This is a genomic window from Streptomyces sp. NPDC060205 (assembly GCF_042728395.1).
Classification (GTDB): Bacteria; Actinomycetota; Actinomycetes; order Streptomycetales; family Streptomycetaceae; genus Streptomyces.
Genome location: NZ_JBHWZP010000035.1, coordinates 16,859 through 29,156, shown reverse-complemented (window position 1 = coordinate 29,156; position 12,298 = coordinate 16,859). Strand labels below are relative to the sequence as shown.

Sequence of the window (12,298 nt, the reverse complement as noted above, 5' to 3'; positions counted from 1 at the left end):
TTTGCAGCCCTGAGTGAACACGACATCGCTCCCCGCACGGCCGCGGCGCAAGGCGGTACGGTGGGGCGAGAAGGATGCGGCTACGCGGACCGAGGAGGGAGCCACCGATGATTCTGCTCCGTCGCCTGCTTGGTGACGTGCTGCGTCGGCAGCGCCAGCGCCAGGGCCGTACTCTGCGCGAAGTCTCCTCGTCCGCCCGAGTTTCACTCGGCTATCTCTCCGAGGTGGAGCGGGGGCAGAAAGAGGCTTCCTCCGAACTGCTCTCCGCGATCTGCGACGCGCTGGACGTACGGATGTCCGAGCTCATGCGGGAAGTGAGCGACGAACTCGCTCTGGCCGAGCTGGCCCAGTCGGCAGCGGCCACCGAGCCTGTACCCACACCGGTACGCCCGAGGCTCAACTCCGTCTCGGTGAGCAGTGTGCCGCCGGAACGGGTGACCATCAAGGCGCCTGCGGAGGCGGTCGACGTCGTCGCCGCGTGACGCTCACCGGCTCACGCCTGTGAGCTGAATCGGTCCACGTCCGTGGGCTGAGGAGAGCGCCGTTCGCAGCGCCGGCAGCGGCACTGGGAAGAGCTGACAGCGGCACTGAGAAGAACTGTGCGAGAGCCCCGGCCGGGGCTTCTCCGGGGAGACCCGGGGGAGCGCGGCCGGGGTTTCTGCGTTGCGTCGAGGACGCGGCTTCCGGGAAGAGGGAGGCGCGGCTTCCGGGGAGAGGTGGCTTTGTCGCGTTTGCCGGTATCGGTCGGGGCGGCGATGGTGGAGGTCGGGGGCAAGGCCGGGGGTGCTGCTGACCGGAGGATGTCGATGTACGTCGTGAAGAGCCCGCTGTCCGATGCCGATCTGAAGACCGTGTCCGAGGCGCTGCAGGGCGCCCTGGTCGACCTGGTGGACCTGTCGCTCGTGGCGAAGCAGATCCACTGGAACGTGGTCGGCCCGCGCTTCCGGTCCGTCCACCTCCAGCTCGACGAGGTCGTCGACACCGCCCGGCTGCACTCCGACACCGTGGCGGAGCGTGCCTCCACGCTCGGCGTCTCGCCCGACGGACGGGCCGCGACCGTCGCGCACAGCAGCGGGATCGGATCCGTCAAGGACGGCTGGGTGAAGGACACCGACGCGGTGGGAACCCTGGTGGACGCCCTCGGAGCCGTGATCGGGCGAATGCGTCAGCGGGTGGAGGCGACGGGCGAGGCGGACCCGGTGAGCCAGGACATCTTCATCCAGATCACCGCGGACCTGGAGAAGCACCACTGGATGTTCCAGGCGGAGAACGGGTAGCGGCGCGGTCGCTTCGGTTCGGGGCGTGCCGCGACGGGACGGGAGCCGTTGGTGCGCCCGGCGCGCTCCCGTTGTGCTGGTGCGCCCTGTCGAGAGGGAAACGCGGCGGTCTAGCGTCGGGCTGAAGGCGGTGCCATGACTGGGCGAACGAAACGGATGGGGCGGGTCGGGCGAATAGGCAGGTGGGGGCTTGCTCTGGGTGCCGGAGGGCTGTGGTGGTGGGCGGTGATACGGCTGGCCTTCGCCGCCGATGCCGGTGTGCTGGAGGGGGCGGTCGCGGCCGGCGGATGGGGGCTGAGCCTCCTTCCGGTGCACTGCGTGCCCAAGGGGCGGGCCGTGGGGGCGGCGGGGTCCGATCAGTGGATGCGGCGGGCTTCCGGGGTTTGGCGGAGGTGGCGTGGGCCGGTGCTGGAGCGGGGTGAACCCTACTGAGGTGCTTGTTCGGCTGGTTCTGTGGTGCCTGTGAGCCTGTAGGCCCTGTGGTGTGCGTGGAGTCTGGGGCGTCTGTGGTGCCCGTGGCGTCTGCGGTGCCTGCGGTGCCTGTGGTGTCTGTGGGGGGTGCGGGTTTCACCAAGGCATCGCCACGCCTCCGTTGGGGCGGATGATCTGGCCCGTCGTGAACGTCGAGGCGTCGGAGGCGAGGTGCAGCACCGCGTGGGCGATGTCCTCGGGCTCGCCGACCCGGCCCAGCGGCGACATCCGTGCCATGAACGCCTCCGTCCGCGCCTGAGCCCCGTCGTCGTGGCGGTCGGTCATGGGGGTACGGATCCAGCCCGGTGCGACCGCGTTCACCCGGATGCCGTGCGGGCCCATCTCGGTCGCCAGGGTCTTCGTCAGCTGGACGACGGCCGCCTTCGCGGCTCCGTAGCAGAGCAGGCCCGGCCCACCGGTGTCCACGGCTCCCGACGCCATCGTGATGATGCTGCCGCGTGTCTTGGCGGCCAGCATCGAACGGGCCGCCGCCTGGCAGGCATACAGGACGCCCTTGAAATTGACCCCCAGGACCCGGTCCAGGTCCTCGTCGCGCGTCTCCAGCACCGGGCTGCTGTGCATGATCCCCGCGACAGCGGCCAGCACGTCCAGGCGCGCGCAGGTCGCGACCGCCTCGTCGAGCCGGACGCGGTCGGTGACATCGAGGGGGTGGGTACGGGCCGTACCGCCCGCGTCCTTGATCAGGGCCGCCGTCTCGTCCAGACCCTGGGCGTCCCGGTCCGCGCAGTGGACGGCCGCACCCGCCTCCGCGAGCAGCACGGCACAGGCGCGGCCTATGCCGCTCGCCGCGCCGGTGACGAAAGCGGTGCGTCCGGTGAGGTCGTACGCCATGACGGGCATGCAGGGAACGTACGAGCGATCTGACGGGTCGTCAATTGGTCTTGCGGGGCGGCTTGGGCGGGGCCGATCTCACCTGGCGGGGCTGAGTGGGGCGGGGCGGGCGTCGGGAACGGCGTACGACCTCACCGTCGGCCGGGCTGCGGGGACGGGCCCGGCTGGCAGGACGGGCACCAGTACGTGGGGCGTTCGCGGGAGCCGTCGCCCTGGTTCGCCACGCGGATCCGGGTGCCACAGCGCAGACAGGGGCGGCCCGCGCGGCCGTAGACGAACAGGGTCTGGTCGCTGCGGCCGGTGGTGACGCGGGTGGGACGCTCGCGGTTGAAGTCCAGGAGCTTCTTGGAGACCGTCGGCAGGTGGGCGGCGTACTCGGTGGGGAGCGCGCCGACGGGGAGCCAGGGGGTGACGCGGAGCAGGAAGCAGATCTCGCTCTTGAAGACGTTGCCGATGCCGGCGAGATTGCGCTGGTCGAGGAGGGCTTCGCCGAGGGCGCGGTCGGGGTCGCCGAGGAGGTTCGCGAGGGCCTTGTCGGGGTCCCAGTCCGGGCCGAGGAGGTCGGGGCCGAGATGGCCGACCGCGCGGTCCTCGTCGGCGGTGTGGAGCAGTTCCAGGACGGGGAGGCGGTAGCCGACGGCCGTGCGTTCCTCGGTGCCGAGAATCGCGCGGATCTGGTGGGCGGGGCCGCCGCGCCAGCGCTCGCCCGGGGCGTAGATCTTCCAGGAACCGTCCATGCGCAGGTGCGAGTGGAGGGTCAGGCCGCCCTCGACGCGCGTGAGCAGGTGCTTTCCGCGCGGGATGACGCTCAGGACCTTGCGCCCCGTGAGGTCGGTCAGGGCGTACTTGGGGACCCGGAGGTCGGAAACGGTCAGTACGTGGCCCGCGAGGGCGTTGTGCAGGCGCCGGGTGGCCTGCCAGACCGTGTCTCCTTCGGGCATGGGATCCAGGGTGGCATGGGGTGGGTGGGGGCGTCTTGTGGGTCGGTGGCGGGTGGTGAGTGGCGGGTGGTCCGTGGTGGGTGGTGCGTGGTGGGTTGTGGTCTGGGGGTGGGGTTGGCTGGTTGTGGTCTGGGGTGGGGTGGGTCGGCTGGGTTGGGTGTCCCACCGTGGGTGCTTTTAAGCGCGTAGCCGCAAGCCACGGGGGGTCGCGTGGAAGCCGGCCGCTTCCAGGAGCGTGCCGAACTCGGACGTCAGCGCGGAGGCGCCGTTCACCCGCTCCACGGTGACCGTGCCGAGGGCACCCGCGCCGGCGGACGCGGCGAGCGCCTCGGCGGCCGTGCGCAGACGGGCGTCGTGCAGGGTCGCCTCGTCCGGGGTGGCGGGCCAGGCCAGGAGCGTCTTGCCGCCTCGCTCCATGTAGAGAGTCAGTTCGCCGTCCACCAGCACGACCAGGGAGCCTGCCTTGCGGCCGGGCTTGTGGCCGGCACCGGTGGGGGGCTCCGGCCAGGGGAGCGCCGCGCCGTAGGCGTTCGCGGGGTCGGCGGCGGCCAGCACGACAGCGCGGTTCGCACTGCTCGCACGGGTGCGGGAGGAAGGGCCGCCGGGGAACGCCTGCGGGGCCGAACGGGGGGAGTCGGCGTACGGGGACGCGTAACCTCGCCCGGACCCGGCTGCCGAGGAGCCCGGGCGGGAGCCGGAAGGGCGTGCGGAAGCGCCGTTCAAGGAGTACGGGTCGTTGTTCGTGCCTGTGCCTGTGCCTGTGCCTGTGCCTGTGCCTGTGTCCGTGTCGGTGGACAGGAAGTCCAGGTTGCCGTCGAAGGGGTCCGGGTGTCCGGCGGAGCCGTCGAAGGGGTTCGGGGTGGGCGCGCCGGAATGACCGAGCGCCGGAGCACCCGCGAAAGCCGGCTCCGGAAGGGACTCGCCGCGCTCGCGTGCCGTGGCCGCCGCACGCAGCCGGTCCACCGCGCCGTCCATCGCGAACTGCGCGGCCCCCAGCCCTTCCACCACATAGCCTCGGCGCGCCTGGCCGCTCTCCTCGAAGACGGACAGGACGCGGTAGACCGCGGAGAAGCCACCCTCGACGCCCTCCGCGGCGACCGCGCCACGGGTGACCACCCCGTGCCGGTCGAGCAGGGTGCGGGCCAGGGCGTGCGCCCGCACGGTGGCGTCGGGCTCCTGGTCGGGCAGCAGTGACCAGCGGCCCGCCACGGTCGGCGGGCCCGTACGCGAGGTGGGGCGCGCGGACGCCGTCAGGCTTCCGTACCTCCCTCGGGGCACCGTGCGCTTCGCGCGATGCGCGGTGGAGCCGGCGGTGCGGCCCGAACCCAGCAGGGAGCGCATCGGGCCGAGCGTGTCGTTCGTCAGGCGGCCCGACCACGCCAGGTCCCAGACGGCGTCAGCCAGCTGGGGGTCGGTGGCCCCCGGGTGCGTGGTGGCCCGGACCTGGTCGGTGATCTGGCGGAAGAAGAGGCCGTAGCCGCCGGAAAGGGCGTCCAGGACCGACTGGTGGAGCGCCGTCAGTTCCAGGGGGTGCGGGGCCGGCAGGAGGAGAGGGGCCGCGTCCGACAGGTACAGGGACACCCAGCCGTCCTTGCCCGGCAGTGCGCCGGCGCCCGCCCACACCACTTCTCCCGCGGCCGTCAGCTCGTCGAGCATCGCGGGAGCGTAGTGCGAGACGCGGGACGGCAGAACGAGCTTCTCCAGTGCGGACGCCGGTACCGAGGCGCCCTGCAACTGCTCCACCGCGCGTACGAGTCCGTCGAGGCCGCGCAGGCCGTGCCCGCTGCCCAGGTGCTGCCACTGCGGCAGGAACTGCGCCAGTGCGGTCGGCGGCACCGGCTCCAGCTCATGGCGCAGCGCGGCGAGCGAACGGCGCCGCAGTCTGCGCAGCACCGCCGCGTCACACCACTCCTGGCCGATGCCCGCCGGATGGAACTCGCCCTGGACGACACGGCCGCTGCCCGCGAGCCGCTGCAGGACGCCCTCGGTGACCGCCACACCGAGCCCGAAGCGTGCCGCCGCCGCGGTCGACGTGAAGGGGCCGTGCGTGCGCGCGTACCGGGCGAGGAGGTCACCGAGTGGGTCTTTGACCGGCTCGGTGAAAGCCTCTGGGACGCCGACGGGCAGCGCGGTGCCGAGCGCGTCGCGCAGCCGGCCCGCGTCCTCGATCGCCGCCCAGTGGTCCGCCCCGGCGATCCTGACCTGGATCACGCGGCGGGCCGCGGCCAGGTCACGGGCCCACTGCGGATCCGCTCCCCGCTCGGACAGCTCGGCCTCGGTCATCGGGCCGAGCATCCGCAGCCGGTCCGCGACACCCTCGGCGTCCTTGATGCGGCGGTCCTCCGTCAGCCACTGCAGCTCACGCTCCAGCTCTGTCAGGACATCCGCGTCCAGAAGCTCGCGCAGCTCCGCTTGGCCCAGCAGTTCGGCGAGCAGGCGTGAGTCCAGCGACAGGGCCGCGGCGCGCCGCTCGGCGAGGGGCGAGTCGCCCTCGTACAGGAACTGGGCGACGTAGCCGAACAGCAGGGAGCGGGCGAACGGGGACGGTTCCGGGGTCGTGACCTCGACGAGTCTGACCTTGCGCGACTCCAGGTCGCCCATCAGCTCGACGAGGCCCGGTACGTCGAAGACGTCCTGGAGGCACTCCCGGACCGCCTCCAGGACGATCGGGAAGGAGCCGAACTCGCTGGCCACCTGGAGCAGCTGTGCGGCGCGCTGACGCTGCTGCCACAGGGGAGTGCGCTTGCCCGGGCTGCGGCGCGGCAGCAGCAGCGCGCGGGCCGCGCACTCGCGAAAGCGGGACGCGAACAGGGCCGAGCCGCCTACCTGGTCCGTGACGATCTGGTTGACCTCGCCCTTGTCGAAGGCGATGTCAGCCGCGCCCACGGGGGCCTGCTCGGCGTCGTACTCCGCGCCGAGCTTCACGGGCTCCTGGTCCAGCAGGTCCAGGCTCATCAGGTCGGCGTCCGGGAGGCGCAGCACGATCCCGTCGTCGGCGTGCATGACCTGCGCGTCCATGCCGTACCGCTCGGAGAGACGGGCAGCCAGCGCCAGCGCCCAGGGGGCGTGGACCTGCGCGCCGAACGGGGAGTGCACGACCACCCGCCAGTCGCCCAGCTCGTCGCGGAACCGCTCGACGACGATGGTGCGGTCGTCCGGGATGTGGCCGCAGGCCTCCCGCTGCTCGGCCAGGTAGGAGAGGACGTTCTCCGCGGCCCAGGCGTCCAGGCCCGCGGAGAGGAGGCGTGGGCGGGCCTCGTCCTTGGACATCGAGCCGACCTCGCGCAGGAACGCGCCCAGCGCGCGGCCCAGCTCCAGCGGGCGTCCGAGCTGGTCGCCCTTCCAGAACGGCAGCCTGCCCGGCACGCCGGGCGCGGGGGAGACCAGGACGCGGTCGCGGGTGATGTCCTCGATGCGCCAGGAGCTGGTCCCCAGGGTGAAGACGTCGCCCACCCGGGACTCGTAGACCATCTCCTCGTCGAGTTCGCCCACCCGGCCGCCGCCCTTCTTCGGGTCGGAGCCGGCGAGGAACACTCCGAAGAGGCCGCGGTCCGGGATCGTGCCTCCGGAGGTGACGGCCAGGCGCTGGGCGCCGGGGCGGCCCGTGACCGTGCCGGCGACGCGGTCCCACACGACGCGTGGGCGCAGTTCCGCGAAGGCGTCCGACGGGTACCGGCCGGCGAGCATGTCCAGGACCGCCGTGAACGCCGACTCGGGGAGCGAGGCGAACGGTGCCGCTTTGCGGACCGTGGCGAGGAGGTCGTCGTACTGCCACGTGTCCAGCGCCGTCATCGCGACGATCTGCTGTGCCAGCACGTCCAAGGGGTTCGCCGGGACGCGGAGGGACTCGATGGAGCCGGTGCGCATGCGCTCGGTGACCACCGCGGCCTGGACGAGGTCGCCTCGGTACTTGGGGAAGACCACGCCTGTGGAGACCGCCCCTACCTGGTGGCCCGCGCGGCCCACGCGCTGGAGGCCCGATGCCACCGAGGGCGGGGACTCCACCTGGATGACCAGGTCCACCGCTCCCATGTCGATGCCCAGCTCAAGGCTGGAAGTGGCCACCACCGCGGGCAGGCGGCCTGCCTTGAGGTCCTCCTCGACCAGGGCGCGCTGCTCCTTGGAGACCGAGCCGTGGTGGGCTCGGGCGATGACCTGGGGGGCGCCCTGGGTGGCGCCTGAGCCGCCCATGAGTTCGGCGGGGGAGTGGTGCTCCTCCAGGGGTTCGCCCGTCGCCCTCTCGTACGCGATCTCGTTGAGGCGGTTGCAGAGGCGCTCCGCCAGGCGGCGGGAGTTGGCGAAGACGATCGTCGAGCGGTGGGACTGGACCAGGTCGGCGATCTTTTCTTCTACGTGCGGCCAGATGGAGGGTTTCTCCGCGCCTTCGTTGGCGTCGGCCACCGGGGAGCCGCCCAGCTCGGCCAGGTCCTCGACGGGTACGACCACGGAGAGGTCGAATTCCTTGCCGGAGGGGGGCTGGACGATCTCCACCTTGCGGTGGGGGGAGAGGTAGCGGGCGACCTCGTCCACCGGGCGGACCGTTGCGGACAGGCCGATCCGGCGGGCCGGTTTCGGCAGTAGTTCGTCGAGGCGCTCCAGGGTGAGGGCGAGGTGGGCGCCGCGCTTGGTGCCCGCGACCGCGTGCACCTCGTCCAGGATCACCGTCTCGATGCCCGTCAGCGCCTCGCGCGTGGCCGAGGTGAGCATCAGGAACAGTGACTCGGGAGTCGTGATCAGGATGTCCGGGGGGCGGGTGGCCAGGGTGCGGCGCTCCGCGGGTGGGGTGTCGCCCGAGCGGATGCCGACCTTCACCTCGGGCTCGGGCCGGCCCAGGCGGACGGCTTCCTGGCGGATGCCGGTCAGGGGGCTGCGGAGGTTTCGTTCCACGTCCACCGCGAGGGCTTTGAGTGGGGAGACGTAGAGGACTCGGCAGCGCTTCTTGGGGTCGGCGGGGGGTGGGGTCGAGGCCAGCTGGTCCAGTGCGGCCAGGAATGCGGCCAGGGTCTTGCCGGAGCCGGTCGGGGCCACCACCAGCACGTCCGAGCCCTCGCCGATGGCCTTCCACGCGCCGGCCTGGGCTTCTGTGGGCGCGGAGAAGGCCCCCGTGAACCAGGCGCGGGTCGCGGGGGAGAAGCCGTCCAGGGCTCGGTGTGCGTGGCTGACCATGCGTCCATCCTGCACCCGGGCACTGACAATGGCTTTGACCTGCGGGGGAGGTGGCAGGCCCGGAGCGCTTGCCTGTTCGGTGGGGGCGGGGCCGGTCCGGGGGTATCCGTCCTCGGTCTGGCGCGATGCTGTGTGTTTTTTGAGTGCTCCCGTTGCGCGCCAGCCGCTGCGGGCGGATACCCCCGGACCGGCCCCTTCTGTCGTCCGGCGTCCGCGGGTAGGCCTTCGCTGTCGTCGTGCGTCTGCGGGTAGGCCCTCGCTGTCGTCCGGCGTCTGCGGGTAGGCCTCGGCTGGGGCTGGGGCTGGGGCTGGGGCTGGGGAGTGGTCTCTGTCGTTTGGTGGGGTGGCGGAGAATGGCTGCATGGCGGGTGTGGGGCAGGAGCTGGCTCGGCACTGGCAGTATGCGGAGCTGCCCGGTGTCGATCTGCTGCGTGCTCGGTATGTTCGTAAGACCTTTGTGCGGCATACGCATGAGAACTTCGTCATCGCTGCCATCTCGGACGGGGTGGAGGTCTTCCATCACGGTGGGGGCGATCAGTACGCCGGGGCCGGGGCTCTCGCGTTGGTCAATCCCGATACTCCGCACACGGGGCGTGCCGGTGTTCCCGAGGGGTGGCGGTACGGGGCTGTCTATCCGTCGCCCGAGCTGGTGGCGGAGATCGCCGCCGAGACCGTCGTTCTTCGTGGTGCGCCCGGTTTTGTGCGTCCGGTCGTCGATGATCCGTATGCCGTGGGGCTGGTGCATCAGGTGTTGCGCGCCGCCGATGAGGGCAATGCGCTGGCCGCCGACACGTTGTTGCGGGTGGCTGTCACCCGGCTGCTGAGGGTCAACGGGGGAACGTTGCCTCAGCGGGTTCCGCGGACGGCGGGGGCCCGGGTGGCGGCACGCGCGCGTGCCGTTCTCGAAGAGCGGATCGTGCGGCCGCCCACTCTGGAGCGGCTCGCCGGGGATCTGGGGACCAGTTCCTTCGCGTTGCTGCGTGCCTTTCGCGACGCCTATGGCATGCCGCCCCACGCTTGGCTCACCGATGTGCGCGTGCGGCGTGCGCGTCGGCTCCTGGACGCGGGGATCGTGCCTGCCGAGGTGGCGCTGACCGTGGGCTTCACCGATCAGTCGCACCTCAGCCGGCATTTCACCCGGATCGTGGGTGTGCCGCCGGGGGCCTACCAGCGCGAGCGCAAGAACGTACAAGATTCGCGGGAAGGGCCCCTCTACCGTCCCAGGCGTGGCAGATGAAACAGGTTTCGCGGGCATAACGGACAGAGCGGGCGTAGGGGATGCGAGGGGTGGGGTAGGTGTACGGGCGGATGCGCCGCGTGGGAAAGCTGATGCCGCTGTCGTGCGGGATGCGCTCGGGGTGGGAGTGGCTGTCGGGCTTTCCGGGTTTGCCTTCGGGGTGACCTCGGCGGGTAGCGGACTCACCGTGCTGCAGACCTGTGCTCTCAGTCTTCTGGTGTTCACCGGTGCCTCGCAGTTCGCCCTCGTGGGGGCGCTGGCGGGTGGCGGTAATCCGTTCGCCGCCGCGGCGGGCGCGTTCTTCCTCGGGGTGCGCAACGCCTTCTACGGACTTCGGCTGTCGCAGTTGTTGGCCCTCCCGCGCGCGGTGCGGCCGTTCGCCGCTCAGTGGGTCATCGACGAGACCACGGCCGTGGCTCTCGCGCAGCCCACGCGGCGCAGTGTGCGGATCGGGTTCACCGTGACCGGACTGTCTCTGTATGTGTTGTGGAACCTGACCACGCTGCTTGGCGCGCTGGGTGCCGAGGCCATCGGGGACACCGATGTCTGGGGGCTCGACGCGGCCGGGCCGGCCGTTTTCCTGGCATTGCTCGCGCCCATGGTCAGGACGGCCCTGGAGCGTGTCGTCGCGTGTCTTGCGGTCGTTCTCGGGCTTGGGTTGCTGCCCGTCCTGCCTGCCGGTGTTCCCGTCCTGGTGGCTGCGCTGGCCGCTCCGGTCGCCCTGTGGGTCCACGGTCGGCGCAGGGTGCGTACGGAGTCCGTCGGTGGGCGGGACGTGGTGGAGGAGAAGCGTTGAACGTCTGGATCGCCATCGGTGTGACCGCTGTCGGCTGTTATGCGGTGAAACTCATCGGGCTGCTGATTCCCGCGGGCGTTCTGGAGCGGCCGCTCGTCCAGCGGCTGGCCGCTCTGCTGCCCGTCGCCCTGCTGGCCGCCCTGACCGCCCAGCAGACCTTCGCCGACGGCCGTCTCCTTGTGCTGGACGCGAAGGCCGCGGGGCTTGCGGCGGCCGCCGTGGCGCTGTTGCTGCGTGCTCCCTTCCTGGTGGTCGTCGCTGCGGCTGTGGTGGTGACGGCAGGGGTGCGGGCCATGTCCGGTTGAGGCGGAGTGGGGTGGCGTCAGCTGATGGGGAGGCCGTGTGCCCTCAAGGTGCGCAGGGCCTCGATCGTGACCATGGGGCGGGCCTCCAGGGCCGTGCCAGGGGCCCATTGGCGCCAGCGGATCGGCCAGCCGCCGTCCTCCTGCTGCTGTTTTCTCAGGAAGCCCAGGGAGCGGGTCATCTCCTCGTCGGTGAACCACGCGCGCGCGAGGGAGCCCGGAGTCTTCGCGTAGTCGTGCGGCAGGTGGTGTTCCCCCGGCGCGTAACCGGGTGCCACAGGGAACGCGTCGAGGTCTTCCGGATCCAGCACCGCCAGTCGTTGTTCGCGCACCAGACGGCCGAGGCGGTCGGCGGCCGCCTCCGCGCGCGGCCGGTCGGGGGCGGAGTCGAGGAAGGCCACGGCGGCCTCGATCTCGTACGGATGTGTCTTCTCCAGGGACTCCACCGCCTGCCAGCAGAAGTCGGTGGCCCGGAACAGCCAGGCGTGCCACACCTCGTTGCGGTGCAGCAGGCCCACCACGGGGCCGGTGGCGAGCAGTTCGCTGGGCGGGTCGTCCACGATCGGGACGAAGGGGGCCGACGGATAACCCCGCTGGCTGGGACGGATCGCCGGAAGCGCGCCGTCCTGCGTCGACACGGAGGTCAGGTAACGGCACACGCGTTCCACCCGCTGTCCGCCGCAGCGCCCGATCGAGTCCAGGACGCGCAGTGCGTGCCCGACGTGCAGGGGCTGGCTGACCGGGCCGCGCAGGTCGGGTTCCAGCGCGTGGCCGTACCCGTCGTCCTCGTTGCGGTAGGCGGACAGCGCGGTCTCGACCGCGTCCGCGCCGCCGTCCAGGAAGTGGTACGCGAAACGCCGCTGCTCCAGTACGCGCGCGGTGAGCCAGACGAAATGCTCGGCGCGGGCGACGGGAGTGTGCGCCGGGGGCGTCGGGGGGAGTGGGGATGCTCCTGTTTCGGCCATGGGTCAGACCGTAGGGCGGAAAGCGTTCTCGGCAAGCGGTCCCGGCCAGGGCCCACTCTCAGGGGCGGGATAATGGAGTCATGCGGTTGACGGTCTTCTGGGAGCGGATGTCGGAGCACTTCGGTACGGAGTACGCCGACACCTTCGCGCGCGATCATGTGATGTCGGAACTCGGCGGGCGTACGGTGCGGCAGGCGCTGGACGCGGGCTGGGAGGCGAAGGACGTGTGGCGCGCGGTGTGTACGGCGGTGAACGTTCCCCACGAATCGCGCTGAGCGATCACGAAGATCC

General features: G+C 71.6%; 10 protein-coding genes. 6 read left to right on the top strand and 4 right to left on the bottom strand.

What is annotated here, in order from left to right:
• Positions 1–107: 107 nt before the first annotated feature.
• Positions 108–482 carry a helix-turn-helix domain-containing protein gene (locus ACFWGJ_RS09085; RefSeq protein ID WP_107022501.1) on the top strand — a complete coding sequence of 125 codons (375 nt, stop codon included), beginning with the start codon at positions 108–110 and terminating at the stop codon, positions 480–482.
• A 324-nt stretch (positions 483–806) separates the two neighbouring features.
• Complete coding sequence (locus ACFWGJ_RS09080) at positions 807–1,277, top strand: Dps family protein (RefSeq protein ID WP_387322018.1); 471 nt, start codon at positions 807–809, stop codon at positions 1,275–1,277.
• Positions 1,278–1,844: 567 nt separating this feature from the next.
• On the opposite strand, the gene ACFWGJ_RS09075 is transcribed toward ACFWGJ_RS09080, so the two are convergent.
• The 3 genes from ACFWGJ_RS09075 to ACFWGJ_RS09065 form a co-directional block, all read right to left on the bottom strand.
• On the bottom strand, positions 1,845–2,609 hold the full coding sequence (locus ACFWGJ_RS09075; protein ID WP_381833877.1) for an SDR family NAD(P)-dependent oxidoreductase: 765 nt from the start codon (positions 2,607–2,609) through the stop codon (positions 1,845–1,847).
• A 122-nt stretch (positions 2,610–2,731) separates the two neighbouring features.
• Entirely contained in the window at positions 2,732–3,541 is an 810-nt protein-coding gene (locus tag ACFWGJ_RS09070) for a DNA-formamidopyrimidine glycosylase family protein (RefSeq protein ID WP_387322015.1), read from the bottom strand.
• A gap of 177 nt (positions 3,542–3,718) precedes the next feature.
• Complete coding sequence (locus ACFWGJ_RS09065) at positions 3,719–8,707, bottom strand: ATP-dependent helicase (protein ID WP_387322013.1); 4,989 nt, start codon at positions 8,705–8,707, stop codon at positions 3,719–3,721.
• A gap of 361 nt (positions 8,708–9,068) precedes the next feature.
• On the opposite strand from ACFWGJ_RS09065, the gene ACFWGJ_RS09060 reads away from it, so the two are divergent.
• From ACFWGJ_RS09060 to ACFWGJ_RS09050, 3 genes are read left to right on the top strand one after another with little or no spacing between them, the layout of a single operon-like run.
• Complete coding sequence (locus ACFWGJ_RS09060; RefSeq protein WP_387322011.1) at positions 9,069–9,944, top strand: AraC family transcriptional regulator; 876 nt, start codon at positions 9,069–9,071, stop codon at positions 9,942–9,944.
• A gap of 16 nt (positions 9,945–9,960) precedes the next feature.
• Complete coding sequence (locus tag ACFWGJ_RS09055) at positions 9,961–10,740, top strand: AzlC family ABC transporter permease (RefSeq protein WP_387322035.1); 780 nt, start codon at positions 9,961–9,963, stop codon at positions 10,738–10,740.
• Positions 10,737–11,045, top strand: a complete 309-nt coding sequence (locus ACFWGJ_RS09050) for an AzlD domain-containing protein (RefSeq protein WP_387322009.1) — start codon at positions 10,737–10,739, stop codon at positions 11,043–11,045. Before ACFWGJ_RS09055 ends, ACFWGJ_RS09050 begins: the two co-directional genes overlap by 4 nt.
• 17 nt (positions 11,046–11,062) lie before the next feature.
• On the opposite strand, the gene ACFWGJ_RS09045 is transcribed toward ACFWGJ_RS09050, so the two are convergent.
• On the bottom strand, positions 11,063–12,007 hold the full coding sequence (locus ACFWGJ_RS09045; RefSeq protein WP_387322007.1) for a hypothetical protein: 945 nt from the start codon (positions 12,005–12,007) through the stop codon (positions 11,063–11,065).
• A gap of 80 nt (positions 12,008–12,087) precedes the next feature.
• On the opposite strand from ACFWGJ_RS09045, the gene ACFWGJ_RS09040 reads away from it, so the two are divergent.
• Positions 12,088–12,282, top strand: coding sequence for a DUF3046 domain-containing protein (locus ACFWGJ_RS09040; protein ID WP_210889294.1), 195 nt, complete (start codon positions 12,088–12,090; stop codon positions 12,280–12,282).
• The last annotated feature ends 16 nt before the right edge of the window (positions 12,283–12,298 follow it).